26 protein-coding genes are annotated in these 25,801 nt (G+C 68.8%); 12 read left to right on the forward strand and 14 right to left on the reverse strand.

All coding sequences use genetic code 11. The features are described 5' to 3' along the window. The first annotated feature begins 52 nt into the window (after nt 1–52). Complete coding sequence (locus FNH24_RS09170) at nt 53–1,324, forward strand: YeeE/YedE family protein (RefSeq protein ID WP_152361875.1); 1,272 nt, start codon at nt 53–55, stop codon at nt 1,322–1,324. 76 nt (nt 1,325–1,400) lie between these two features. On the opposite strand, the gene FNH24_RS09175 is transcribed toward FNH24_RS09170, so the two are convergent. Then, complete coding sequence (locus FNH24_RS09175) at nt 1,401–5,723, reverse strand: S8 family serine peptidase (RefSeq protein WP_152361876.1); 4,323 nt, start codon at nt 5,721–5,723, stop codon at nt 1,401–1,403. 256 nt (nt 5,724–5,979) lie between these two features. Between FNH24_RS09175 and FNH24_RS09180 the strand changes: the two genes are divergently transcribed. The 3 genes from FNH24_RS09180 to FNH24_RS09190 all read left to right on the forward strand — a co-directional run bounded on the left by FNH24_RS09180 (nt 5,980) and on the right by FNH24_RS09190 (nt 8,850). After that, nucleotides 5,980–6,951: a helix-turn-helix domain-containing protein gene (locus tag FNH24_RS09180; protein ID WP_152361877.1), complete on the forward strand. Its 972-nt coding sequence runs from the start codon at nt 5,980–5,982 to the stop codon at nt 6,949–6,951. Between the two features lie 64 nt (nt 6,952–7,015). After that, a complete protein-coding gene (locus FNH24_RS09185; protein ID WP_152361878.1) occupies nt 7,016–7,579 on the forward strand; it encodes an ArsR/SmtB family transcription factor in 564 nt (187 codons plus the stop codon). Beyond that, entirely contained in the window at nt 7,576–8,850 is a 1,275-nt protein-coding gene (locus FNH24_RS09190) for an MFS transporter (protein WP_152361879.1), read from the forward strand. The genes FNH24_RS09185 and FNH24_RS09190 overlap by 4 nt, the downstream gene beginning before the upstream one ends. Nucleotides 8,851–9,285: 435 nt before the next feature. Here the strand turns inward: FNH24_RS09190 and FNH24_RS09195 are convergent, their stop codons facing one another. Both FNH24_RS09195 and FNH24_RS09200 read right to left on the reverse strand, forming a co-directional pair. Further along, a complete protein-coding gene (locus FNH24_RS09195; protein WP_152361880.1) occupies nt 9,286–10,041 on the reverse strand; it encodes a DUF899 family protein in 756 nt (251 codons plus the stop codon). A 70-nt stretch (nt 10,042–10,111) separates the two neighbouring features. Continuing rightward, entirely contained in the window at nt 10,112–10,774 is a 663-nt protein-coding gene (locus FNH24_RS09200) for a cysteine hydrolase family protein (RefSeq protein ID WP_152361881.1), read from the reverse strand. 184 nt (nt 10,775–10,958) lie between these two features. Between FNH24_RS09200 and FNH24_RS09205 the strand changes: the two genes are divergently transcribed. From FNH24_RS09205 to FNH24_RS09225, 5 genes are all read left to right on the forward strand, one after another. Beyond that, on the forward strand, nt 10,959–12,050 hold the full coding sequence (locus tag FNH24_RS09205; protein ID WP_152361882.1) for an aminoglycoside phosphotransferase family protein: 1,092 nt from the start codon (nt 10,959–10,961) through the stop codon (nt 12,048–12,050). After that, nucleotides 12,047–12,436 carry a YciI family protein gene (locus FNH24_RS09210; RefSeq protein ID WP_152361883.1) on the forward strand — a complete coding sequence of 130 codons (390 nt, stop codon included), beginning with the start codon at nt 12,047–12,049 and terminating at the stop codon, nt 12,434–12,436. Before FNH24_RS09205 ends, FNH24_RS09210 begins: the two co-directional genes overlap by 4 nt. Then, nucleotides 12,423–13,709: an RNA polymerase sigma factor gene (locus FNH24_RS09215; RefSeq protein ID WP_246186821.1), complete on the forward strand. Its 1,287-nt coding sequence runs from the start codon at nt 12,423–12,425 to the stop codon at nt 13,707–13,709. Before FNH24_RS09210 ends, FNH24_RS09215 begins: the two co-directional genes overlap by 14 nt. Before the next feature lie 190 nt (nt 13,710–13,899). Next, on the forward strand, nt 13,900–15,642 hold the full coding sequence (locus FNH24_RS09220) for a glycoside hydrolase family 140 protein (protein WP_161606063.1): 1,743 nt from the start codon (nt 13,900–13,902) through the stop codon (nt 15,640–15,642). 43 nt (nt 15,643–15,685) lie between these two features. Next, the gene (locus FNH24_RS09225) at nt 15,686–16,228 is read left to right on the forward strand and encodes a DinB family protein (RefSeq protein WP_152361885.1); all 543 of its coding nucleotides are present in this window, start codon (nt 15,686–15,688) and stop codon (nt 16,226–16,228) included. A gap of 182 nt (nt 16,229–16,410) precedes the next feature. Here the strand turns inward: FNH24_RS09225 and FNH24_RS09230 are convergent, their stop codons facing one another. Next, nucleotides 16,411–16,836 carry a MarR family winged helix-turn-helix transcriptional regulator gene (locus FNH24_RS09230; protein ID WP_152361886.1) on the reverse strand — a complete coding sequence of 142 codons (426 nt, stop codon included), beginning with the start codon at nt 16,834–16,836 and terminating at the stop codon, nt 16,411–16,413. A gap of 188 nt (nt 16,837–17,024) precedes the next feature. Between FNH24_RS09230 and FNH24_RS09235 the strand changes: the two genes are divergently transcribed. The 3 genes from FNH24_RS09235 to FNH24_RS09245 are packed head-to-tail and all read left to right on the forward strand — an operon-like array spanning nt 17,025 to nt 20,189. Continuing rightward, a complete protein-coding gene (locus FNH24_RS09235; RefSeq protein WP_161606064.1) occupies nt 17,025–18,371 on the forward strand; it encodes an ABC transporter substrate-binding protein in 1,347 nt (448 codons plus the stop codon). Nucleotides 18,372–18,387: 16 nt separating this feature from the next. Next, a complete protein-coding gene (locus FNH24_RS09240; RefSeq protein WP_152361888.1) occupies nt 18,388–19,269 on the forward strand; it encodes a carbohydrate ABC transporter permease in 882 nt (293 codons plus the stop codon). Between the two features lie 5 nt (nt 19,270–19,274). Next, on the forward strand, nt 19,275–20,189 hold the full coding sequence (locus FNH24_RS09245; protein ID WP_152361889.1) for a carbohydrate ABC transporter permease: 915 nt from the start codon (nt 19,275–19,277) through the stop codon (nt 20,187–20,189). A gap of 77 nt (nt 20,190–20,266) precedes the next feature. On the opposite strand, the gene FNH24_RS09255 is transcribed toward FNH24_RS09245, so the two are convergent. The 10 genes from FNH24_RS09255 to FNH24_RS09300 all read right to left on the reverse strand — a co-directional run bounded on the left by FNH24_RS09255 (nt 20,267) and on the right by FNH24_RS09300 (nt 25,791). Beyond that, nucleotides 20,267–20,524 carry a hypothetical protein gene (locus FNH24_RS09255; RefSeq protein ID WP_152361890.1) on the reverse strand — a complete coding sequence of 86 codons (258 nt, stop codon included), beginning with the start codon at nt 20,522–20,524 and terminating at the stop codon, nt 20,267–20,269. 297 nt (nt 20,525–20,821) lie between these two features. Then, the gene (locus FNH24_RS09260; protein WP_152361891.1) at nt 20,822–21,421 is read right to left on the reverse strand and encodes an adenylate kinase; all 600 of its coding nucleotides are present in this window, start codon (nt 21,419–21,421) and stop codon (nt 20,822–20,824) included. After that, nucleotides 21,421–22,737 carry a preprotein translocase subunit SecY gene (gene secY, locus FNH24_RS09265; protein WP_152361892.1) on the reverse strand — a complete coding sequence of 439 codons (1,317 nt, stop codon included), beginning with the start codon at nt 22,735–22,737 and terminating at the stop codon, nt 21,421–21,423. The genes FNH24_RS09260 and secY overlap by 1 nt, the downstream gene beginning before the upstream one ends. Before the next feature lie 108 nt (nt 22,738–22,845). Then, on the reverse strand, nt 22,846–23,337 hold the full coding sequence (rplO, locus tag FNH24_RS09270; RefSeq protein ID WP_152361893.1) for a 50S ribosomal protein L15: 492 nt from the start codon (nt 23,335–23,337) through the stop codon (nt 22,846–22,848). Between the two features lies 1 nt (nt 23,338). After that, entirely contained in the window at nt 23,339–23,521 is a 183-nt protein-coding gene (rpmD, locus tag FNH24_RS09275; protein ID WP_152361894.1) for a 50S ribosomal protein L30, read from the reverse strand. Beyond that, nucleotides 23,521–24,114: a 30S ribosomal protein S5 gene (gene rpsE / locus FNH24_RS09280; protein ID WP_152361895.1), complete on the reverse strand. Its 594-nt coding sequence runs from the start codon at nt 24,112–24,114 to the stop codon at nt 23,521–23,523. The genes rpmD and rpsE overlap by 1 nt, the downstream gene beginning before the upstream one ends. Before the next feature lie 46 nt (nt 24,115–24,160). Beyond that, a complete protein-coding gene (rplR, locus tag FNH24_RS09285) occupies nt 24,161–24,544 on the reverse strand; it encodes a 50S ribosomal protein L18 (RefSeq protein WP_152361896.1) in 384 nt (127 codons plus the stop codon). A gap of 1 nt (nt 24,545) precedes the next feature. Beyond that, the gene (gene rplF / locus FNH24_RS09290; protein ID WP_152361897.1) at nt 24,546–25,088 is read right to left on the reverse strand and encodes a 50S ribosomal protein L6; all 543 of its coding nucleotides are present in this window, start codon (nt 25,086–25,088) and stop codon (nt 24,546–24,548) included. 26 nt (nt 25,089–25,114) lie between these two features. Further along, entirely contained in the window at nt 25,115–25,522 is a 408-nt protein-coding gene (gene rpsH / locus FNH24_RS09295) for a 30S ribosomal protein S8 (RefSeq protein ID WP_152361898.1), read from the reverse strand. 83 nt (nt 25,523–25,605) lie between these two features. Continuing rightward, on the reverse strand, nt 25,606–25,791 hold the full coding sequence (locus FNH24_RS09300; protein WP_152361899.1) for a type Z 30S ribosomal protein S14: 186 nt from the start codon (nt 25,789–25,791) through the stop codon (nt 25,606–25,608). Nucleotides 25,792–25,801: the final 10 nt, after the last annotated feature.

The following is a 25,801-nucleotide window of genomic DNA, read 5'->3' on the forward strand; positions in this document are numbered from 1 at the left end:
ACACCTAGTGTCGTGGGATTACCCCTCACAACACTAGGAATTGATCCCGGACATGACGTCCTCTCTCGAACTCCCCCGACTGCGGACCATGATGGCCCCGGCTGCGACCTCCGGCTCGGCTCCCACTCCCGAGCCGCAGCAGCCGGTGCGACGGATCCCGCTGCTGATCTTCGTCCTGCTGGCGGTCGGCGTCGCCGGCTACGTGACCGTCGTGCACGGGCTGTCGCAGGGGCTGTTGTTGATCATCGGCCTCGGGCTCGGATTCGCACTGTTCCACTCCCGGTTCGGGTTCACCTCGGCCTGGCGGCAGTTGATCTCGATCGGCAACGGCCAGGGGCTGCGGGCGCATGCCCTGCTGCTGGGGACCGCGGCGACGCTGGTGATGCTGATCGCGGCCAGCGGCACGACCCTGTTCGGCGCGACGCCGAGCGCCAGCCCGGGAGCGATCGGGCTGCCACTGTTCGTCGGCGCGGCCGTGTTCGCGATCGGGATGCAGCTCGGCGGGGCGTGTGCCTCCGGCACCCTGTTCGCCGTCGGGTCCGGTCAGACGTCGATCCTGATCACCCTGTTCGGGTTCATCGCCGGGTCGGTGATCTACACCGCCGGCTACCCGGTCTTCACCGGCTGGCCGCAGGTGCCGGGCGTGGCGCTGTCCGATCAGGTCGGCTGGCTCGGCGCCTGGGCGATCACCATCGCCGCGCTGTTGATCATCGTCGCGGTGACCAAGCTGGTGCAGGCGCGGCGCACTCCGCCGCCCACCGATGTGGTGCCGACGGCGACCGGCCCGGCCCGGATCTTCCGCGGTTCCTGGCCGATCCTGGTCGGCGCGGTGGTGCTCGGCGTGCTCGCCGGAGCGGTCTTCCTGGTCTCCGGCGGCACCTGGGGGGTGACGTACGCCTTCGGGTTGTGGGGCGCGAAGTTCCTGCAGCTGCTGGGATTCCAGCCCGAGCTGTGGGCGTTCTGGCAGCAGCCGAGCAACGCCAAGGCACTGGCCGCCTCGGTCTGGCAGGACAAGACGACGCTCACCGATGTCGGGATCATGATCGGCGCCGGGGTCGCCGCCGCCGCGGCCGGCGCCTGGAAGATCCACACCGGCATCCCCTGGCGGACCGCCGTCGCCGCCCTGATCGGCGGCATCCTGATGGGCATCGGTGCCCGGCTGGCCGGCGGCTGCAACATCGGCGCCTACCTGGGCGGCATCAGCCGCGGCAGCCTGCACGGCTGGCTCTGGGCCGTCTTCGCCCTCGGCGGCACCTGGATCGGCCTCAAACTCCGCCCCCTCTTCGCCCTCCCCAACCCCAAACCCACCGACTCCATCTGCTGAACCCACCCCCCGACTTGTCAGACTCTCACCACGCCCTGGCGTGGTGAGAGTCTGACAAGTCGGGGTGGAGTGGGGGTTAGCGGAGGCGGAGGCGGTGGACGCCGCCTTCCTCGGTGCCGGCGAACAGGAGGCGGGCGTCGGGGCTGACCTGCAGGCTGGTCACCGACAGGTTCTGCAGGCCGGCCGACACGTTGTGCCAGGTCGCGCCGCCGTCGGTGCTGGCCAGGACGCCGCGGCCACCCTTGACCAGGCCGTTGCCGGACCAGCTCGAGGTGCCGGCGTACAGGGTGTCGCCGGCCACGGCCACATCGGTGACCCGGATCGGCAGCGAGCCGGAATCCCCGGCGCGGAAGGTCTTTCCGCCGTCCTCGCTCACGGCCAGTCCGTGACCGCCGACCACGATGCGATCTTCGGTCACGGTGATCGCGGTGACCGGCCGGTCGTACACCCGGGTCACCGTCCGGCCACCGTCGTCGGACCGGAACAGGCCCTCGGCGCTGCCCAGCCAGAGCCGCTCCGGATCGGCCGGGTCGTGCTCGATCACGGTGAACAGTTGATCATGGAAGAACTTCTGCCAGGTCCGGCCGCCGTCGTCGGTGGCGAACAGACCGAAGCCCACCAGTGACCCGAAGAGGGCCACCACCCGGTCCGGCGAACTCGGCGACACCGAGACGTCCAGCGGGATCTCGAACGTCGTGCCCCGCGACTTCCAGGTGCGGCCGCCGTCGTCGCTGCGCTCGACCCGGAAGTCGCCGGCCGCGGTCTTCATGGTGCGCCAGACGATCGACCGATCCTTCGGGTACGCCGACAGGGTGTGCACCGTCTTGCCGTAGTACGCCTCGCCGCCCGAGGAGCCCCACTCGCTGGTCGCCGGGGTCACCTTCCCGGCCGGCAACGGGGTGTCGTAGGTGGCGAACCGGGTGCCGGCGATCAGCTCCGGCTTGCCGTCCCGGTCGGCGACGGCCAGGTCGTAAACGGTCTCGCCCGGCACGCCAACCCGGACCGGCTTCTCCCCCGCCCGGCTCCGGTAGAGCCCGGACCCGGGGGTGGACCACAGCAGGTCGCCGTTCGGCCGCGGCAGGAAGTCGGTCTCCGGCGCTCCCGGGGCGATGTCGGCGATCTTGGTCCATTCGGCGCCGTGATCCCGGCCCAGCCATTGGTGACCGCGGAGCGTGTAGACCATCAGGGTGCCGGACCGCAGCACCAGCCCGTAGGCCGACTTGTCCGGTTCGGCGAAGATCTCCCGCCAGCTGCCGCCGCCGTCGATCGAGGCCTGGACCCGGTCCTGGCTGTCCAGATAGGCGACCTGCTCGGCATCGGCGACCAGGCCGGCGATCCCCGGCTGCTGATCGATGATCAACTCCGCCGCACCCGGCTTGCCGGCGACCACGCCCGGCACCTTCCAGACCGTGGAATAGCCGGCCAGGAAGAGATCCGAGCCGGTCAGCCCGGCGCCGTTCAGGTCGTCGCCGAGCGGGTTGGCGGTCCGGCTCCAGGTCTCGCCGCCGTCGCGGCTGATCAGGATCAGGTCGGCGGTCACCGCCACCAGCGCCCGACCCTCCTCGTCCATGATCAACTTCTGGTACGAGGCGTTGGGCACCGCCAGCCGCTGCCAGCTGCGGCCGCCGTCGCGGCTGCGCAGGATCGTGCCCTGGTAGGTCGGGTCGAGCACCGACGCCAGCGGACCGGTGCCGATCGTGCCGTTCACCGCGTACCACATGGCATCCGGATTGTCCGGATCGATCACCACGTCGCCACTGCCGGCCGCGACCTGCCAGACCGGGCGCTGCTGCCAGCTCTGACCGCCGTCGTCGCTGAACCAGGGGCTGACCTTGCCCCACTGGTTGATCACGATCCGGTCCGGATCGGCGTCGGAGGCGGCCAGCGCACCGGAGGTGTTGTTCGGGCCGATCGGCTCCCACTTTGCTCTGGGGTTGGGCCGCATCGCTTCCAGATAAGCGGATCCGACCAGCTCGACCCCGGTGTCGGTGCGGGCCGTGGCCCGGACCTCGAACTCACCGGCCCGGCGCAGCGGCAGCGCGGCCCGGAACCACTGACCATGATCGAGTACGGTCCGGATCCGTTGCTCCTTGCCCTGCGGATCGACCAGCGTGATCATCGGCGGCTCGGTGACCGGCCGCGGGCTCCAGACCAGCGCCGTCGATGACGTCTCGGCCGGATCGGGCGACGGCTGCACGATCAGCGGCCGGACCGCGATCAGGTACGGCGTCCGGACCGACGGCAGCTTGCCCCCGGCCGGGGTGGCCACCACCCAGCCGGAGAAGTCCTGGTCCGCGCCGGAGACCGCCCCGGACACCGTGACGGTGACCGCGGCGCTGCCCCCGGCCGGGATGGTGAGCTTGGTCTTGCTCAGCTTGACCGAGCCCGCGCTGCCGTACCGCTCGGCGTGCAGATCGAGGGTGACCGGCTTGGCGCCGAGGTTGCTCCAGCTCACCGTGCCGGACTTCTTGATCGACTTCGCGGCGTTGCCGGCCAGGCCGAGGTCGAGGGTGCCCGGCGAGGCCAGCACGGTCGCCCGGGCGGCCGCGGCGACGTCGAGCCGGCCGGCGCCCTGGACGGTCGGTCCGGCGTTGATCTTGTGCGCCGACCCGGTCAGCTGAGCGGAGAGGTCGGCCCCGGTCAGGTCCGGACGGAGCTGATGCAACAACGCGGCGGCGCCGGCGACGTGCGGGGCGGCCATCGAGGTGCCGGACATCCGGTACGTGCCCTGCTCGTAGTTCGCCTTCGGCAGCGAGGAGCTGATCTCCACCCCCGGTGCGACCAGATCGACCCCGGCGGCGAACCGGCTGGTCGGGCCGCGGGAGGAGAACGACGCGACCTGATCGGTGAGGTCGGCGGCCGACACCTCGATCGTCACCGGGCCGTCGGCCAGCAGCCGCTGGATCGCCGTCCACTGCAGGTCGAGCAGGCCGATCACGACCAGCTCGTCCAGGCGCCAGGGATCGGGCTGCACGCTGAGCTTCGGCGACAGCGCCGCCACCGGATCCGCCGACCCGGCTCCGCTCCGGACCTGCCGGGCGAGTTGCTCGGCCAACGGCGTGTTGCTCGGCGAGTAGGCCAGGGCCGCGATCGCGCCCCGGGTCTCGGCCAGCCGGGCGTGCTCGACCATCACGTCGGTGACGTCCTGCATCTGCGACGGCAGGTTGGCCCGGTAGGCGACGATCTTGCCGGTCACGTCGCCGACCCGCTCGTAGTCCTCTTCCCGACCGAGACCGACGTCGATCACCTCGGCGCTGATCGGCTGCTGCGGCCCGGCCGCGCTGAACGGCACCCGGAAGCCGCCGAGCGGCTCGTCGACCGGGGATTTGATCTTGGCCACCGGCGCGCTGACGCCGGTGACGGACGCGCCGACCGAGAGCACACCGGCCGCGGCGGCCGGAGTGCCGACGGTCTGGGCGCCGGGGCCGGAGTTGCCGGCGGCGGCGACCACGACGGCGCCGAGCTGGCTGGCCCGGGTCGCCGCCAGGCCGAGGGGATCGGTGCCGTCGCCGGACCCGCCGAGGCTGAGGTTGATCACGTCGGCGCGATACGGATTCGCCGGGTCGACCGCCGCCTCCAGCCCGGCGATGATGTCGGACTCGTAGCCGCCGCCGGACTCGTCCAGCACCTTGTACGCGGTCAGGGTGGCCTCCGGCGCGACGCCCGTCACCAGCCCGGCCCCGCCGTCGCCGGCCGCGATCCCGGCCACGTGGGTGCCATGACCCTGGTCGTCCATCGGATCGTCGTCGTTGTTGGCGAAGTCGTAGCCGGCGGCCACCTTGTGCTTGGGCCCGAAGCCCTCGCCGAGCGAGGGATGGCTGTAGTCGATGCCGGTGTCGATCACCGCGATCGTCGAGCCGGCGCCGCGGACGAGCTCGCCGGCCGGGTCGCTCTGCCGCCACACCTCGGGCGCACCGATGTGCGGCACCGAGGTGCTGGTGCCGATCGTCAGCCGCTGATCGGTCAGCACCGCGGCGACGCCGGGTCGGGCGGCCAGGTCGTCGAGCCGGCCCGGGTCCACCTCGACCGCGACGGCGTTGATCAGGTCGACCAGGGTGCGGCGCTGCTCGATCGCGATGCCGGCCTTCCGCGCGGCCGCGACAACGGTGTCCTGCTCGGACCGGATCGCCGTCCGCCGCTGATCCAGCCGGCGCCGCTCCGCGCTGCCCGATCTGGCGGCCCGATCCGATTCGGCGGCCGAGACCTCGGCCAGCGCCGGGTCCTGGTCCAAGATCAGGATCGCGCGCACGGGATCGGTGGGTGCGGCCGGCTCGGCGCCCGCCGGCCCGGGGGGACCGATCAGCAGGGCACCGAGCACGGCCATGATCATCACGCCGCCCAGGAGGAGCGGCCGGGAACTGCTGGGGGCATGGCCACGGGGCGGAGCGACGTGAGTCATGGCCCCGACGCTAAGAAATCGGCCGGAGTCGCCGCAATGAATTCGCCTGGCTGATCGCGGCCAATGGCACCAAACGGCCAACCGCCGACCCGTCAGATCCGCGGCCGTTTTTGCGGCGTGTCGACGCACAACTGGCGGCTCGGCCCGGGGCGCCGGGACGGGCGGGATCCGCGGCCCGCGCTCGGCCAGCGTCCGACCGGCGTCCAGCCGGCGTTCGACCGGTGCCGGCAGAGCCCGGTTCTGCGATGATGTGCCGATGTCCGGGGAGGTCGAAGATCAGATCCTGGCCGCGGTCGGGATCGAGGACCTCGACGAGCGGGTCTACCGGTTTCTGCTGACCCGACCGTCCGCCACTCCGGCCGAGGTGGCGGCGGAACTGTCCCTGACCGGGCGCCGGGCCCTCCGATCGCTCAGCGCGCTCCGCGGCAGTGGCCTGATCACTCAGCTTTCCGGCCGTCCGCGGCGCTTCGCGGTGACCGATCCGGAACCGGCGATCGAGCAGCTGATCCGGCAGCGCACCGGCGAGCTGGCCCGGGCCCGGGAGACCGCGGCGGCCCTGTCGGCCGTATTCCATGCCACGCAACGGATCGAGAGCCGTGGCGGCCCGATCGAGTTGCTGCCCGGCTCGGCCGAGCTCGGCCGCTGGTTCGTCCGGCTGCAGCAGCAGGCGCGGGAGGAAATGCTGGTGCTGGACCGGCCGCCGTACGCGCTGGCCGCGACCAACCCGGTCGAGCCCGGGCTGCTGGCCGACGGCATCGCCTGGCGCGCGATCTATGCGCCCGAGGCGCTGGAGCAGCCCGGCGCGATGGCCGAGGTCGCCGAGCTGGCCCGGTTGGGCGAGCAGGGCCGGGTGCTGCCCAACCTGCCGATCAAGCTGGCGATCGCCGACCGCCGGCTGGCCATGCTGCCGCTGCACTTCGACCTGGCCACGGCACCGGTGGCGCTGATCCGCGAGTCGTTGCTGCTGGACGCGCTGATCTGCCTCTTCGAACAGTTCTGGGAGCGCGCCGTACCGATCGGCCCGGACCAGCCCGACGCCGAACTCGGCGACACCGACCGGACCCTGATCACCCTGCTCACCGCCGGCCTCACCGACACCGCGATCGCCCGCCAGATGGGCTGGTCGACCCGCACCATGCGCCGCCGGGTCAGCGCGATCTTCGACCAGCTCTCCGTCTCCAACCGCTTCCAGGCCGGAGTCCAGGCCGTACGCCGCGGCTGGATCTGACCCCTCGCTTCGGAGGCGTACAGAAGAGTTGTGCATATGTTCCGTGCACACTTATTGTGTACGCATGCCTCGGAACATCCAGCTCGACTCGGCGGCGATCCGTGTCCTCGCCCACCCGCTGCGCTCCCGGCTGTTGTCGGCGCTGCGGCTGCACGGCCCGGCGACGGCCACCGAGCTCGCGGAGCGGCTCGGCACCAACACCGGCGCCACCAGCTATCACCTGCGCAAGCTCGAGTCGGTGGGGCTGGTCGAGGACACCGACGAGGGTGAGGGCAAGCGGCGGGTCTGGCGGGCCAGCAGCGAATACCACTCGTGGCAGGCCAGCGACTTCGCCGGTGATGAGGACGCCGAGACCTCGCTGGCCTGGCTGACCCGCGACTACGTCCGGCACGCCGCCGAGCTGATGCAGCGCTGGTTCGACGCCGAGCACGGCTGGTCGGCCGAATGGCGGGACGCACTCGGCATCAGCGACGACATCCTGGTGCTGACGCCGGCCCAGACCCGGGCCCTGCACGAGGAACTCGACGAGGTGATCCAGCGCTACAAGCGCTCACCGGTCGAGGACCCGAAGGCCCGGCAGATCTCGATCTGGCAGCTGATGCACCCGACCGACCCGGACCAGCCGTGACCGGCGCCGCCCTCTCCCCCGTCGCCGCCCGCCGGGTCTTCCTGGCGCTGACCGTGACCCGTTGGTTCCCGGTCGGATTGGTGGTCGGGGTGACGACCCTGCTGCCGATCGAGCGCGGGCTGTCGGTCGCCGAGACGATGCTGGCCTGGTCGGTGATGGGCTTCGTGGTCTTCGCCCTCGAGCTGCCGACGAGCGGCTTCGCCGACGCGTTCGGCCGGCGCCCGGTGTTCATCGGCGCGGCCGTGGTCAACGTGATCGCGTCGCTGGTCTACACGGTGGCCGACTCCTTGTGGGCGTTCGCGCTCGCCGCCGGGCTGATGGGCATCTTCCGCGCCCTGGACTCCGGACCGTTCGATGCCTGGTTCGTCGACACCGTGCACGCCAGCACCCCGGGCGCTGACGTGGGCCGGCCGCTGGCTGTACGGGACACCGTGCTCGGCGGCTCGATCGCCTTCGGCGCCTTGGTCTCCGGCGGCCTCGTCCTCTGGAACCCGTTCGGCTTCGAATCCGCCCTGCTGCTGCCGTTCCTGGTCTCCTCGGGCCTCACCGTGGTGCACCTGGTCGCGGTCGTGATCTTGCTCAAGGAGCCGCGGACCCGGCTCGACGCCACCGGAGCCCGGCGGGCCGTCGCCTCGGCCAGGCAGACGCCGGTCGTGATCCGGGACGGGCTGCGGCTGCTGCGGACCAACAAGGTGTTGCGCGGCATCACCCTGGTCGAGGTGTTCTGGGTCACCGCGATGCTCGTCTTCGAGTCCTTCCAGCCGATCCGGCTGGCCGAGATCCTCGGCAGCGAGGAGCAGGCCGGCGCCCTGATGGGTCCCGTCGCCTCGGTCGGCTGGGGCGCCTTCGCCCTCGGCTCGGCCCTGGCCGGGATGGCGTCGTCCCGGCTCGGGGTCGCCCGGACCGCGATCCTGGCCCGGATCCTGAACGGTCTCGGCGCCGTGGTGATGGGGCTGGTCGCCGGGCCGGCAGCGCTGATCGCGGCCTATCTGGTGACCTATTCCCTGCACGGCTCCGCCGGTCCGATGCACAGCGCCCTGCTGCACCGCGAGGCGGCGGCTCGCAACCGCGCGACCGTGCTCTCGATGAACTCCATGATCGCCTTCGGCTCGCTGAGCCTGATCGGCCCGCTGCTCGGCTGGCTCGCCGGCGTCGGCTCGAATCAGCTCGCCATGATCTGCGCCGGTGCCTTCAGCATGATCGGCGCCGCGCTCTATCTGCCCGCGCTGCGGGCGGAGCGGGAGCGCGCCCGGCTCGTGTCCAAGTCATGATCATGATTCGCGACCTCATTGGGTGGATCAGGTTGGGTGCCGCGTCGTACGTCGGCGGGTGGAGACCCTACTGCGCGACGAGGAGGGCAGGTCTGGCGTCGGTTGGGCTGGGCGGCCGGGTGCGAGGTCATCGAGAGTGACGAAAGTGACGCCGAATCGCAGAGTTCGCGTCGTTAAGGTCACACTCGGCGCTACCGGACCCAAGCCCCCACGTCGGTACGCCCACGCAACGCCGAGAGTGACCTTATCCACGTCCAAATGCCGAACTCGGGTGGAAAAGTTCACTCTCGATGCCCGCTCCAACCGGACGGGGCGAACTCAACGCCACCCGGCGCCATACCCGCCCCCTTTGGCGCCAAGAAGGGTGCCCAACGCCCCAACCCGACGCGCGAGACCAACCCGACCACCGCCAGACTCGCGGAATGGAGGCCCGAATCACCGCCCGCCGGTGAGATCGTCCGAACGTCCCGCCTCGATCCGGGACCAGTGGGCGATCGGGCGGCCGTTGGTGCGGAACGAGTCGTCACCCTCGCCCCAGGCCCGGAACCAGCCGGGCGGCGAGTCCTCCCACGGCTCCTGACGCCCGTACACGGTGAGATCCATCAGCCGGTAGTTGATGTCCACCGCTTCGACCCCGCGGGCGGCGGTCCAGTAGGTCTCGAAGACCCGGTCGCCGTCGCGGAGGTAGCAGACGACGTGCATCATGCCGTTCCGCCGACCGACCAGTAGTTGATCAAGAGACGGTAGGGCGGAATACCACGGCATCTTCCAGTCCATGAAGTCGCGGTAGCGGCTGCTCTCGTCGTACGGACCCTGGCAGAGCACCGCATAGGTGATGTCGCGCGAGTGCACGTACGACAGCTCCTCGACCTGGCTGTTGTTCCAGGTGCAGCCCTCACACTGGTCGGTCGCCGACCGGCCGGCCGACCACATCATGTAGTACGCGATCAGCTGGCGCCGGCCCTCGAAGGCGTCGAGCAGGGTGACCGGACCGTTCGGCCCGGTCAGCTCCAGCCGGCCGTCCACCTCGACCATCGGCAGCCGGCGGCGGGCGGCCGCGATGGCGTCGCCCTCCCGGGTGTGGGCCTTCTCGCGATCCAGCAGGGCGACGCGTTCGGCTTCGAAGGCATCCCGATCGACGATCGCCGGCTGACCAGGGGCGTCACCGACGCCGGTTGATATCCCGTTCATGGGGTCATCATGCCGACGCCGGCCCCGTCCGCCCAGATGTCATTTGTCACGAATCCGGGCGCCGAGTTGATCACCCGGCCGCGAGGGCCTCCCCGAGTCCCGGAATCCACGGGCCGACCGTGTCCAGCTGAGCGACCACGGTGGCGGTCCTGGCCGTCCAGCCGAAATAGCGGCCGAGGGTGGCGCAGGCCGCGGCATGCTCCTCGGCCGATCCGGCGGCCGTCGCGTCCGTCACCAGTACGCATGCGAAGTCGCGCATGAAGCCGTCCCGCATCGTCGACTCGACGCAGACGTTGGTGTCGACGCCGGTCATGATCAAGGTCTCCCGGCCGAGCGCCCGCAGCCGCAGCTCCAGGTCGGTGCCGACGAAGCCGCTGAACCGGTGCTTGGTCACCTCCAGGTCGCCCTCCTCCGGCGCCACGCCGAAGTATTCGGTGCCCCAGGTCCCCGTGAGGCAGTACGGATGCCGCCACTCCTTACCCTTCCGCCGGGTCGACCAGGCCGCCGAAGTGGTGCTGGGCTCGTGCGTCGTACGGACGAAGATCACCGGAGTCGAGGAGCGGTGAGCCGCGTCGATCAACTGCTGCACGGCCGGCAGGATCGCGGTCCGCCGGGTGACGTCGCCACCGTTGAGCACCTCGGCGCCCTGCCAGTGGCAGTAGTCGTTCTGTAGGTCGATCACGAGCAGCGCGCTCTTGGACCAGTCCAGGTCGCTCGTCCAATCGGACATCATGGTCCGTTCTCCTTTCCGACGTGCCTGCTGCCGTCGCTACAGCCATGGTCAGCGGACCTGGTGTCGTCGCGGTTAGGGCGTCATTTCAGCCTGGTTAATCCCCCCGCCACTCGAATTGTGAGGCCTTCCGCGCTCCGCGGCCACCCGAAATTCCGGCCGCCCCGGATCGGTGCAGGATGGTCCCGTGGCGTACCCGACCGACGTGCTGTACGAACCCATCACCGGCGCGACCGTCGGGGTCTGGCGGGTGCGGTTGCCCGGCGGGCCGATGGTGCTGAAGCAGATCCACTGCGGCAGCTCCGGTGATCCGCGGTGGCCGACCAGCGCCGAACCCGACAGCAATTACTACTGGCGCCGTGAGGCCGACCTGCTCGCTCCGGACAGCCGGCTCCGACAGGCGCTGGACGCGGTGCCCGGCGGGATCCGGGCGGTGCGCTGTCACGGCGTCTTCGATCGGCCCGACGACACGGTCGCGCTCTGGCTGGAACAGCTGACGGGCAAGTTCGGTCCGGAGTGGGCCCCCGACCGCTATCGGGTAGCGGCCGTCCAGCTCGGCCGGACCCAGGCCGCCCTCGCAGAGTCCCCGCTGCTGGCCGCGCCGGAACTGTCCCGGACCTGGTTGCGGGAACACGTCGCCCTGCACCGCGACGAGGACACCCTGACCCGGCCGGGGATCTGGCAACCGGCGCTGACCGCCGGCCTGTTCGGGCCCGACGCGCCGGACCGGATGGCCGCGCTCTGGGCCAGGCTGCCGACCTGGCTGGACCGGGTCGAGACGCTGCCGCCGACCCTGACCCACTTCGACATCCATCCCGGCAACCTCTTCGACGCCGACGGCGAAACCGTGGTGATCGACTGGGCCTACGCCGGCGTCGGGCCGGTCGGCCTGGATCCGGCCTGCCTGGCCCTCGAGGCGATCTACGACTACCACCTCGGCCCGGAGCTGTTGGCCGAGCTGTTCGAGCTGGTCGCCGACGGCTACGCCACGGGCTTTCGGGAGGGCGGCGGAGCGATTGATGCAACCGCGATCCGGCAGGCCATGATCATCACGGTCGCGGTCAAGCTCGGCTGGACCGTGCCCGCCCTCCTGGAATGTGTCGCCGAGAACCGGGCCACGCTGAACGGCCGGCCACTGGCTGTGGGAGCGCCCGCCTGGGCCGCGGCCGGAAATTTCTTGCTGAATCTCGTCGACGATGTCGACGAGACCGATTCAGCACCGACGTCGCAGGCGAAGGAGCCGAAGGCCGGCTCCGGCAGATCCGAGGAGCACTCATGAAGTACGTCATCCTGATCCACTCCAACCCTCAGCCCTGGGGCCATCCGACCTCCAACTTCCTGCCCGAGTACGCCGAGCTGGGCCCCGAGCAGGTGGATGCGATGAACGCCGACTTCGAGGCGCTGCTGACCGAGCTGCACACCAACGGCGAGCTGGTCAGCGGCCAGGCCCTGGGCGACCCGGCCACCTCTCGGCTGTTCCGCTGGGCAGACGGGAAGCCGCTCGCCACCGACGGCCCGTACGCGGAGGCGAAGGAGCACCTGGCCGGGTTCTTCCTGATCGACGTGGACAGCCAGCAGCGGGCCGAGGAGATCACCGCCCGCTTCTCCGGCCCGGGCGAGACGGTCGAGCTGCGACCGCTGATGGGGCCCGGTGGCGACGCCTGAATCTGGCGGACCTGCCGAGCCGGCCGCCGGGATCGGGGAGGTGTGGCGGCGGGAGTCGCCGCACGTCCTCGCCGCCCTGCTCCGGCGGTACGGCGATCTCGGCGACTGCGAGGACGCCGCCCAGGAAGCGGCGGAGGCAGCCGCCGCACAGTGGCCCGGCGAGGGCGTACCGGACAATCCGCGGGCCTGGCTGATCCGGGTCGCGTCGCGGAAGTTGATCGACCGGTTCCGGTCCGACCGGGCCCGGGCCGACCGGGAGACCACGGTCGGCACCGCCCGGCCGGCGGATGTCGATCAAGCTCCGCCGGCCGACGTGGCGCCGAGCTCGGAGAGCGACGACACGCTCCGGTTGATCTTGCTCTGCTGCCACCCGAGCCTGAGCCGGCCGTCCCAGGTCGCGCTCACCCTGCAGGCGATGGGCGGCCTGTCCACCGCTCAGGTCGCCGCCGCCTATCTGGTGCCGGAGCGGACCATGGCGCAGCGGCTGACCCGGGCCCGGGCGACCCTGCGCGACGCCGGCGCGGAGTTCGAACTTCCGGCGGCGGACGCGCTGCCGGAACGGATCGCGGCGGTGCTCGACGTGTGCCACCTGATGTTCAACGAGGGCTACACCCGCAGCGGCGGCGAGGAGTTGCTCGACGTCGGCCTGACCACCGAGGCGATCCGGCTGACCCGGCAGCTGCACCGGGCGCTTCCTGATCATGACGAGGTGGCCGGCGCCCTGGCTCTGATGCTGCTCACCCAGGCCCGGGCCGCGGCCCGGGTCGATGCCGCCGGTGACCTGATCCCCCTGGACCTGCAGGATCGCGGGCTCTGGGACCGGACGCTGATCACCGAGGGCGTCGAGATCGTGCAGCGGATCCTGCCCCGCGGTCCAGTCGGCCGGTTCCAGCTGTCGGCAGCGATCGCCGCGGTGCAGGCCGAGGCGCCGACCGCCGCCGACGTCGACTGGCTGGAGATCAGCCTGCTCTACGGGATGCTGGACCAGGTCGCGCCGAGCCCGGCCGTGACGCTCAACCGGGCCGTCGCCGTCGGCATGGCCCTCGGCCCCGAGCAGGGGTTGATCATCATCGACGGGCTGCTCGCCGACCCGGCCATGCAGCGGCATCACCGCGTCCATGCCGTCCGGGCCCACCTGCTGGAGCGAGCCGGCGATCCCGACGGCGCGATGGAGTCCTACCTCCGCGCCGCCCAACTCACCACCAGTCTCCCCGAACAGCGCTACCTCAACAGCCGATATCTGGACCTGAAGGAGCGGACGCCACGGGTCTGACGCCGGGCTGGTCGATGGGGACGTTTGAGTGTTCGTTCCCTGAGCTTGTCGAAGGGCCAAGGTGAGGTGGCTTGCCCTTCGACAAGCTCAGGGAACGAACCACTCTGCTTGGATACTCGCCAACGCATGCCTAGTCAGTTAGGGTTGCTCATTAGCGTTGCTAACTGATTCGTGGGAGAGGATGGCTTCGGTGTCGAAGATCGCCAAGTGGGAGGTGTTCGAGGCGACGTTGTCGACCTCGGCCGAGTACGAGAACCCGTTCCTCGAGGTCGACGTCCGAGCTGAGTTCTCCAGCGGTGGCGTGCGGCACCGGGTGGACGGCTTCTACGACGGCGTCGAGGAGGGCCGGCACGTCTGGCGGGTCCGGTTCGCACCGACCGAGGAGGGCGAGTGGACGTACGCGACGACGGCCGACGATCCGGAGCTGCGGACGAACGGTTCCTTCACCTGCACGCCGGCGATTTCGGCCGGGGCCTTGCGGGTCAGCGGCACCTTCGGCAACTGGTTCGAGCGGCAGGACGGCAGCCACACCTTCATCGCCAACGACGGTTGGTATCCCCATGTGGCCAACCGGTCCCGCAAGGCCGCGGTCGCGCCGACGACGACGTACCAACCGCCGCCGGGTCGCCGGCTGAAGGACGGCGACCTGACCTTCGAGGACGTCGACTTCCAGCAGCCGAGTGAGGCCGACTGGCTCAGCTACCTCGACATCCTGGCCGACCACAAGATCAACTTGATCGTCGACATCGGCCAGCTCTACGCCCGGCAGTCGACGATCACCGACACGTCGTTCCGCTGGCCCTGGAAGGTGATCGATCCGGCGACGAACAAGATCGACAAGGACCGGTTCAACCTCGAGTTCTACCAGCGTCATGATCGTCAACTGCGGCACGCGAAGGAGAAGGGGATCTTCTTCGCGATGGAGCTGCTCTATGACAACTCGGTGGTCCGGCCGCGGGAGTGGGACCACCACCCGGTCAATGTCGCCAACGGCGGCTGGCTCGAGGGCAACGAGGCCGGCGTCGGCTGGCAGCCGATGTTCGACCTGGACAACCCGACCCATCTCGACTACACCCGGCGCTACGTCCGCTACACGTGGGCCCGGTTCGGCGCGTTCTGGAACGTGATCTGGTCGCTCGGATCGGAGAACGGCAATCTGGCCAAGATCAACGACGAGCGGCTGCCGCAGGCGTTCATCGATCCGGCGATCCCGGCCGCCTGGTATTCGTACTGGGCCGATTACCTGAACCGACGCGATCCGTACGGCCGGCTGAAGTCGTTCGGCGACGCCGGCCGGCAGGAGCTGATGGTCAGCACGGCCTACAACAACTTCATCGTCACCCAGGACCCGCGGAACTACCCCAAGGACGACGTCGCCGACTGGTATCGGGCGATGAACGCGTTCGGCGAGCTGATGTGGAAGTTCGGCCGGCCGGTGGTGATCGGCGAGATGACGGCCGGCAACAACGGGCGCTACGACGCGGAGCGCCGGCTCTACTGGGTTGCCCTGACCGCCGGCTACTCGATGGGGCGCTGCGACCGGCACTACCCGACCGTGATCGACGGTCGGCTGGGTGAGTCGGTCAAGTTCGGCCTGGACGGCGTGCCGCCGATCTACGGCGACATCCGGCGGCAGGTGGAGTTCATCGAGTCCCGCGGCGTACGGTTCTGGCGGATGCGCCCGAACGACCGGCTGATCAACTCCGGTGATGATCTTGTCTACTGTCTCGCCGCCGAGGACGACGAATACCTGATCTACTTCGTCACCGGCGGCTCGGCCACGCTGACCGCGCCGACCAGCCGGGCCGAGTGGTTCAACCCGCGGACCGGCGAGAGCCACGCGACCGTCGACGTCGCCGCCGGCGAGCAGTCCTTCACTGCACCGGACGCCGAGGACTGGGTGCTGCATCTGGTGGCCGCCGACCCGGACTGACCGGCTCCCGCCTCCGTTACGGTCTCCGGAATAATCCACCGGTATGACCGAACCGACCGACGATCGTCGCAGCCCCGCGGTCGAAGATCAGCGGCAGGGTCCACCCTTCCTGGCCGGGGACCGCGAGTCCCTGGAGACCTGGGTCGAGTTCTACCGGGAGACGGTGCCGATCAAGATCGGCGGGCTGACCGGCGAACAGCTCTGCCGGGCCACGGTGCCGCCGTCCTCGCTCACTTTGCTCGGGATCGTGCGGCATCTGACCTACGTCGAGCGGGTCTGGTTCACCAACGTCGTCGCCGGCATCGATGCGCCACCGTTGTACTGCGCGGACGATCCCGATGGTGACTACCACGACCTCGATCCGGCCCGCGCCTTCGACGACCTGGACCGCTTCCACGCCGAGCTCGCCGTGTCTCGTGATCATGCCGCCGTCGTCCGCGAGCTCGACGCTCCCCTGCCCGGACTCCGCAGGGGCGAGCCGGTCAACCTGCGCTGGGTCTACACCCACCTGATCGAGGAGTACGCCCGCCACCTCGGCCACGCCGACCTGATCCGCGAGTGCCTCGACGGCACCACCGGTTACTGAACCTTCGTACCCTGAGCCCGTCGAAGGGCAAGCCGGACGGCTCGTTCCGTTCCCTGAGCCTGTCGAAGGGCAAGCCGGATCCCGCAGTGAAGCGAGCTGCGGAGGCCCATCGGACCTGCCCTTCGACAGGCTCAGGGAACGGAACCAGCAAGCCCTTCGACAGGCTCAGGGGCCGTGACGGACTATTCGGCGGCGATGCGGCCGATGATCTCCGCGGCCTCGATCAGGATGGCGCGTTCCTGCGGCGGGAGCCGGCGGATTCGCGAGGTCAGCCAGGCGTCGCGCTTGGCGATCGTCTCTCGGACGACGGCGGCGCCGGCCTCGGTGATCACGATGTTGGAGCGGCGGCGGTCCTCCTCGTCGGCGTCCCGGCGTAGGTAGCCGCGCTCCTCCAGATAGTTCACCGTCCGGTTCATCGACGGCGCGGTCACCCGTTCCCGATCGGCCAGCGCGGACAGGGTGTGCGCCCCGTGCCGGTTGAGCACGGCGAGCACGCCGAACTGGGTGTCGCTCAGTTCGTCGTCCGTCTTCTCCAGCCGGAGTCGACGGGACAAGCGGAAGACGGCCAGCCGGACTTCGGTCCCCTGACTCGCGATCGACGCAGCCATGCAGGGAGCTTAGTGGGACCGGGTCCCGGATTCCCGCACCGCCCGACCTGCCATTCGATTAGTCCCGCTAACGGTCGGCGTCGCCCTACTCCTTGACAGGGTGCCGGGCGCGCCATACCGTGATGGCATGTAAATGCGTCGATGCGTATATATTCATTACGCAAGCCGCGCACATTCGAGGAGGAACTGTGTCTGCAGCATGGACGTCCGCGCCGGCGAGGAGCCGAACGGCCCGGCGGTCGAGGAAGATCGCGCTGGCGGCGGTGTCGGGACTGGCGCTGCTGTCACTGGTGGCCTGCGGCGGCGGCAACGGCACAGCGGGTGGCGGCGAGACGTTCGACTACCTGGCGGCCAACGAGGGTTCGCTGATCCGCGACGAGCTCGCCCTGCTCGGTGAGAAGCAGTGCGCGGCGCAGCAGCAGGCGATGCCGCTCAAGGTGGAGACCCTGCCGCAGGGCGACGTCAACCAGCGGATCACCCTGCTGGCCAGCCAGGACGCGTTGCCGGAGATGTTCATCGGCTCCACCTCCGAGCTCAAGCCCGGCGGCACTCTCGGCGATGACGAGGTCGCGCTCAATCTGGAAAGCACGCTGACCGAGCTGGGCGCGATGGACGACGTGCTGCCCGCGGCCGCGACCACGGTGAAGAACATCTACGGCGGCCGGTTCGTCTCGCTGCCGTACCAGTTCAACATCGAGGGCGTCTTCTACAACAAGGAGCTGTTCGCCGAGCTCGGCCTGGAACCGCCGAAGACCTGGACCGATCTGATCGCGGCGGCCGACAAGATCCAGGCGTCGGGCAAGCAGGCGATCACCGTGTCCGGTGATCAGTCGTGGACGATCCTGCGCTGGGTCGGCAACTACCTGTTCCGCTCCCTCGGTCCGGACGCCATGAAGGAGGTCGCCGAAGGCCGGGCGAAGCTGACCGATCCGCAGTACGTCCAGGGCATCGAGCAGATCGCCGGGCTGCAGAAGTATCTCGGCCCCGGCACCGCGACGATGGACATCCAGACCGCGACCAACCTGCTGCTCACCGGCGAGGCCGGCATGATGTACAACGGCAGCTTCATGCTGGCCAGCATCAACGACGAGGAGCTGAACAAGCTCGGCCCGGACGCGTTCGGCTTCGCCCCGTTCCCGGCCGTCGAGGGCGGGGCCGGCAGCATTGATCAGTATCCGGCCAACACGGGAGCGCCGACCGCGCTGTCGACCAAGCTCTACAACGAGAAGGTCGGCGCCTGGCTGACCTGCATCGCCGACAACTTCGGCTCCAGCGCGATGAACAACCAGGGCGTGATCTCCGGGTTCAAGCTCAACCAGCCGGTGGAGGACGTGCCACCGCTGACCGCCGAGATCCAGAAGATCATGACCAGCACCACCGAGACCGTGACCTGGTTCGAGCAGCCGCTCGGTCAGCGCGGCGCCCAGGCGGCCGGCGAGAGTGCCGCTCCATTGATCACCGGATCGATGACCGCGGCTGAGTTCGCCCAGACCGTCCAGGCGGCGATCGACGAGGACCTGGCGAAGAAGCGCTGAGTAAGGACTGGCATCGGTGAAATCCGTACTCGGGGACAAGAAGACCGTCCTCATCCTGCTCGGCCCGGCGCTGCTCTGCTACACCCTGGTCAAGCTGGTCCCGGTCCTCTGGTCGTTCGGATTGTCCTTCTTCGAGGGCAATCTGCGCGGCTTCGACTTCGTCGGCGTCGCCAACTTCGCCGCACTGTTCACCGATGCCGAGCTCGGCGCGGCGATCTTGTTCAGCTTGAAGTATTCGATCATCATGACGATCGGCCAGGTGCTGCTCGGCTACCTGTTGGCGCTGTTCTACGTGTTCGTCCTGCGCCAGTCGTCGGCCGTGATCCGCGCGATCATCTTCTTCCCCACGGTGCTGCCGACGGTCGCGGTGGCCCTGCTGTTCACCCGGCTGTTCGAGGTGGCACCGCAGACCGGCCCGATCAACGCCGGCCTGAACCTGTTCGGCCTGCCGTCGGTGGACTGGCTCGGTCAGGCCGACAGCTCCTTCATCGTGATCGTGATCATGGAGCTGTGGGGCTCGATGGGCTTCTTCGCCGTGCTGCTCTACGCCGGTCTGCTGGACATCCCGGAAGAGATGTTGGAGTCGGCCCGGATCGACGGCGCTAACGGCTGGCAGCTGGTCCGACGGATCATCCTGCCGTTGTCGGCGCCGGTGCTGCTGTCGGCGGTGATCTTCAGCTTCAACGCCACGCTGAAGGTCTTCGACTCGGTCTTCGCCCTGACCAACGGCGGGCCGGGCACCTCGACCCAGCCGCTGACCCTCTATATGTACAAGACGACGTTCACCTTCCAGGACTACGGCTACGGCTCGACGCTGGCCGTGGTGCTGACGATCATCTGCCTGGTGGTGACGCTGTTGATCTTCGGTCCGGCGCGCAAGGATCGGACGGAGGCCTGAGACCGATGACCACCCTCGATCTCGATTCCGTCACCGCGACGTCCGCCGAGCCGCAGCGCCGGCCACCCCGGCGGCTGCGCCGCTGGACCGCCCGCCGGCTGAAGACCGCGATCCCGGCCTGGCTCGGCATCGCCGTGCTGCTGGTGATCGGCGTCTATCCGGTCCTCTGGTTGTTCCTGAGCTCCTTCAAGTCCCAGCGCGAGTTCATCCAGGAATCGACCTTCGCCCTGCCGGAGTCGTTCAGCTTCGACAACTACGTCGCGGCCTGGACAACCGGCAACATCGCCCGGAACTTCCTCAACTCGGTGATCGTCACCGCCCCGTCGTTGACCCTCACCCTGCTGTTCGGTGTCGGCGCGGCGTTCGCCATCGAGGTGATGCGCTGGAAGGGCCGTAACCTCACCCTGCTGCTGTTCGTCTCCGGGATCATGATCCCCGGGCAGATGATCCTGATCCCGCTGTTCATCGCGTACTTCAAGATCGGCATCAGCGGCACCTACTGGCCGATGATCATCACCTACACCGGTCTCGGCATGCCGCTGACCGTCTTCATGATGGCCGCCTTCTTCCGGGCCATCCCGCGGGAGGTGTTCGAGGCGGCGACCATCGACGGCGCCAGCATGCTCCGCTCGTTCTTCGCGATCGGACTGCCGATGGTCCGCAACTCGCTGTTCACCATCGGCCTGGTGCAGTTTCTCCGGATCTGGAACGACCTGCTGATCGCCCTCACCTTCACCACCAACCCCGACCTGCGCCCGATCCAGGCCGGGCTGCTCAACTTCAGCGGCGAATACGGCCAGATCAACTACGGCCCCTTGTTCGCCGGCATCTGCATCAACGTCTTCGGCCTGCTGATCCTGTTCGTCGTCCTCAACCGCCAGATCATGCGCGGCCTGACCAGCGGCGCTCTGAAGGGCTGAGGATCAAGCTCCGAGCAGCGCCAACGGTACGACAGCGACACCATCGGTCCGCCGGTAGGCCTGCCTGCCGGTCGTGATCACCACGAGATCGACAACCTCACTCGGAAGTTGATCTCGCAGCCACAGGAGACAATCCGCTGCAGGTAGGCGTCCAGCTGACTGCGGATGAGTCGCGCCGGCTGTCCCTGGAGCGCCGGAAAACCACTCGTTTCGATCGCCGAGAAGTAGTCCGAGGCCAGGAATTCGGTCACCCCGGAGATCTCATCCTGCTGACCTGCGACGAGGCGGGCCAGCCTGACGGTTGGTTTTACCAGCTGTCGCTCGTGGAGGGTCATCGGCCGCATTCGCAACCTTTAGCAGCGCATCTACGCTACTTTTAGCAGATCCCCGGCGCTACCTTTAGCAGATCGACCCCATGTAGGTCGCGGTCGACGACGAGCGTCTGAAGTGCTGTCGAGAGTGACCCTAGCGACGTGAATTCGGCGGAACTACGTCGATAACGTCACACTCGACGACCTGGCGCTCGCTCGAGTGCGACTCAAAACTTGCATGGCGGCCGCGGATGCCAGAAGGCAACCGGCGCGGCACCCAGCACGAGTGCCGCGAAAGTCGCGGACCCCAAGCCAGAAAGATCAGGAAGCGACGGGGCCGGGCTCGGGGCGGCGGGGAACGGCGGCCAGGGCGTCGAAGATGCGGTCGGAGACCTCTTCGACGGAGCCGAGGCCGTTCACCCGGACCAGCAGGCCGCGCTCGGCGTAGCCCTCCAGGAGGGGCTCGGTCTCAGCGGCATACTTCTTCTGCCGGATCCGGATCGCGTCCTCGGTGTCGTCCGAGCGGCCCTCGATCTGGGCGCGCCGGGACAGCCGGTCGACGAGTTCCTCGACGTCGGCCTCCAGTGCCAGCACCGCGTCCAGGGTGCGCCCCTGCTTCGTCAACAGCTGCTCCAGGGCGCTGACCTGGGCCAGCGTCCGGGGGTAGCCGTCGAGCAGGAAGCCGGCGCCGGTGTCCGGCTGCTCGAGCCGGTGGGCGACGATCTGGTTCAGCGTGTCGTCGCTGACGTAACCGCCGGAGTCCAGGATCGGCTTCACCTCGAGACCCAGCGGGGTCGCGGCACTGACCTCGGCCCGCAGCGCGTCGCCGGTGGAGATCGCCGGGATGCCGTAGTGATCACCGATGCGTTTCGACTGTGTCCCTTTGCCCGCCCCCGGCGGACCCATGATCAACAGACGCATCAGCGGAGGAACCCTTCATAGTTGCGTTGCTGGAGCTGGCTTTCGATCTGCTTCACCGTGTCCAGTCCAACGCCGACGAGGATCAGGATCGAAGTGCCACCGAACGGGAAGTTCTGGTTGGCCTCGAAGAGGATAAACGCCGCAGAAGGTACGAGGGCGATCAGGCCCAGATAGAGGGATCCGGGGAACATCAGCCGGGACAGCACGTGAGCCAGGTAACTCTCCGTGGGTTTGCCGGCCCGGATGCCCGGGATGAATCCGCCGTACTTCTTCATGTTGTCGGCGACCTCTTCGGGATTGAAGGTGATCGACACGTAGAAGTAGGCGAAGAAGATGATCAACAGGAAGTAGCTGATCAGGTAAACCGGATGGTCACCGCGGACGAAGTGGGTGGTGATCCACTCCGACTCGGGCGTGTTCGGCCGGAACTGGGCGTACAGCGACGGCAGGTAGAGCAAGGACGACGCGAAGATGACCGGGATGACGCCGGCCTGGTTGACCTTGATCGGGATGTACGTCGAGCTGCCGCCGAAGACCCGGGTGCCGACCATTCGCTTGGCGTACTGCACCGGGATCCGGCGCTGCGACTGCTCGATGAAGACGACCGCAGCCATCACGACCAGGCCGAGGGCGATGACGATCAGGAAGGTGGCCCAACCCCGGGTCACCTGCAGGCCCCACAGGGCGGTGGGGATCACCGCGGCGACCTGGGTGAAGATCATCACCGACATGCCGTTGCCGATCCCGCGCTCGGTGATCAGCTCGCCCATCCACATGATGATCGAGGTGCCCGCGGTCATCGTCAGGATCATCACGACGATCGGGAAGATGTAGCCGTCCGGATCGCTGGCCGGCGTCGAGAACAGGATGCCGGTACAACCCGGGAACAGCTGGTCGTTCGCGGCGAGGGTGACGAAGGCGGTCGAGTTCAGCAGCGCCAGCACCAGGGTCAGGATCCGGGTGTACTGGGTGATCTTCGCCTGGCCCGACTGGCCTTCCTTCTTCAACGCCTCGAGCCGCGGGATGACGACGGTGAGCAGCTGCAGGATGATGCTCGCCGTGATGTACGGCATGATGCCGAGGGCGAAGATGGCCAACTGCAGCAGCGCGCCACCGGAGAACAGGTTGATCAGCGAATAGATGCCGGCCTGTTCACCGGCCTGCGCCTGGCTGTTGCAGAACTCCACCTGGCTGACGTTGACGTTCGGCACCGGAATGATCGAACCCAGTCGGAACAACGCCAGGATGCCCAGCGTGAAGAAGATCTTCTTCCGCAGATCCGGACTCCGGAATGCATTGGCGAACGCTTTGAGCACTCCTCGCCCTCCCAATTCTTGTTCGGCCCCACTGGCCCGCCTAGCGGCTAGGACCGCTCGACCCTATCAAGGCCGAGCGGTCGCCAGAGGACGCGGTTCAGGCGTCTACTACAGCTGCGTGATCGAGCCACCGGCAGCGACGATCTTCTCCTTCGCGGAGCCGGAGAACGCGTGCGCGCTCACCTGGACCGCGACCGAGATCTCGCCGGTGCCGAGCACCTTGACCGGCCGGTCGGCCCGGACCGCGCCGGCCGCAACCAGCTCGTCCACGCCGATCGTGCCGCCCTCGGGGAACAGCAGGCCCAGCCGCTCCAGGTTGACCACCTGGTATTCGGTCCGGAACGGGTTCACAAACCCGCGCAGCTTCGGCATCTTGCGATGCTGCGGCAGGTTGCCGCCCTCGAAGCCGACCCGCACGGTGTTGCGAGCCTTCGTCCCCTTGGTGCCCCGGCCGGCGGTCTTGCCCTTGGAGCCCTCACCGCGGCCGACGCGGGTCTTGGCGGTTTTGGCTCCGGGCGCCGGACGCAGGTGGTGCACCCGCAGGCCGCCACCCGTCTGGGGCTCGTCCACCGACTCCGTCTTGGCAGGAGTCTTGGCCATGTCAGTCGACCTCCTCGACCTTGATCAGGTGCGTCACCGTGGACAGCATCCCCCGGATCTCCGGGCGATCCTCCTTCACGGCGACGTCACCGATGCGCTTCAGCCCCAGCGAACGGAGCGTGTCGCGCTGATTCTGGGCCCGGCCGATGCCGGACTTCTCCTGGGTGACCTTGAGGCGGGGCATCACGCGTGCACCTCGGCCCGAGCCCGCAGGATGGCGGCCGGCGTGACGTCCTCGACGGACAGTCCGCGACGCTTCGCCACCTGCTCCGGCTCCTCCAGCGACTGCAGCGCCTCGACGCAGGCGTGCACCACGTTGATCGCGTTGGTCGAACCGAGCGACTTCGCCAGCACGTCGTGCACTCCCGCGCACTCGAGCACCGCGCGAGCCGAGCCGCCGGCGATCACGCCGGTACCGGGAGAGGCGGGACGCAGCATGACCACGCCGGCCGCCTTCTCGCCCTGCACCGGGTGCGGGATGGTGCCCTGGATCCGCGGCACCTTGAAGAAGTGTTTCTTCGCGTCCTCGACACCCTTCGCGATCGCGGCCGGCACCTCCTTGGCCTTGCCGTAGCCAACACCGACGGTCCCGTCGCCGTCACCGACGACGACCAGCGCGGTGAAGCTGAAGCGGCGGCCACCCTGGTGGACCTTCGCCACCCGGTTGATCGCTACGACCTTCTCGATGTAATTGCTCTTGTCCTGCGCCTGGCCACGACGATCGTCCCGACCGCGACGCTCACCGCCACCGCCACCGCGGCGCTGTTGTGCACTCATCGCATTTCCTTAATCTCGTCGTGTCCGGCAGATTCCCGGGCCGCCATCAGAAGCCCAGCCCGCCGTCGCGGGCACCGTCGGCCAGGGCCGCGATCCGGCCGTGGTACTTGTGACCCGCGCGGTCGAACACGACCTCGGTCACGCCGGCTGCCTTGGCCCGGTCGGCAATGGCCTGGCCGACCTGCTTGGCCTTGTCGGTCTTGTCCCCGTCGGCGGTCCGCACCGTCGACTCCATGGTCGAGGCCGAGGCCAGGGTGCGGCCGACCGTGTCGTCGATCACCTGCACGGAGATGTGCCGGGCGGACTTGGTCACCACCAGGCGGGGCCGGGCGGGGGCGCCGAAGATCTTCTTCCGGACCCGGAGCTGGCGCCGCAACCGGGACGCGGTCTTGGGCGCCGTGTGCTTCCGGTGCGTCAGCGAAACCGCCATGTCACTTACCAGCCTTTCCAGCCTTGCGACGGACGTGCTCGCCCGCGTACCGCACGCCCTTGCCCTTGTACGGCTCCGGCTTGCGGATCTTACGAATGTTGGCCGCGACCTCGCCCACCTGCTGCTTGTCGATCCCCTGGACCGAGAACTTGGTGGCCGACTCGACGGCGAAGGTGATGCCCTCGGGCGCCTTCACGATGACCGGGTGGCTGAAGCCGAGCGCGAACTCGAGCTGGGCCGGGCCCTTGGAGATCACCCGGTAACCGACACCGACGATCTCCAGCTTCTTCTCATAGCCATCGGTGACCCCGGTGACCATGTTGTTGACCAGCGTCCGGGTCAGGCCGTGCAGCGACTTGCTCACTCGCTCCTCGTCCGGCCGGGACACCTCCAGCAGACCCTCGTCGTTCCGGGCCACCGTGATCGGGACCGCGACCTGGTGCTGCAGGGTGCCCTTCGGCCCCTTGACCTGCACCTGCTGGCCGTCGATGCTGACCTCGACGCCGGACGGAACGGTGATCGGCATCTTGCCAATGCGTGACATGGCGTTTCCTTTCCTGTCTCGTCCGGTTACCAGACGTAGGCGAGGACTTCCCCGCCCACGCTTGCCCTGTGTGCCTGCCGGTCGGTCATCAGACCGCCGGACGTGGAGATGATCGCGATGCCCAGCCCGCCGAGCACCTTGGGCAGCCCGGTCGACTTCGCGTACACCCGCAGACCCGGCTTGGAGATCCGCCGCACGCCGGCGATCGACCGCTCCCGGTTCTGGCCGTACTTCAGGGTCACCGTGAGCGTCTTGCCCACCTGCCCCTCCGGGGCGTCCTCGACCGCGTACGAGGCGATGTAGCCCTGCTCGACCAGGATCTCGGCGATCCCGACCTTGATCTTGCTGTGCGGCATCGTCGCGGCGTCCAGGTAGGCCTGGTTCGCGTTCCGCAACCGGGTCAGCATGTCCGCGATCGGATCTGTCATCGTCATAACGTCATCTTTTCTTTCTCAGCGTGGTTTCCCACGGGTCTCGCCCGGGGACCTGCGCCGTTGGTCAATGGAGGAGCGCGGGACTACCAGGACGACTTCGTGATGCCCGGCAGCTCGCCCTTGTGTGCCATCGAACGCAGGCACACCCGGCAGAGACCGAACTTGCGCAGCACGGCCTTGGGCCGGCCGCACTTCTGGCACCGGGTGTAGGCCCGGACGCCGAACTTCGGCTTCCGCTGCTGCTTCACGCGCAGAGCTGTCTTCGCCATCTCGTCGTCT

The organism is Microlunatus speluncae (assembly GCF_009299835.1).
Lineage (GTDB): Bacteria > Actinomycetota > Actinomycetes > Propionibacteriales > Propionibacteriaceae > Microlunatus > Microlunatus speluncae.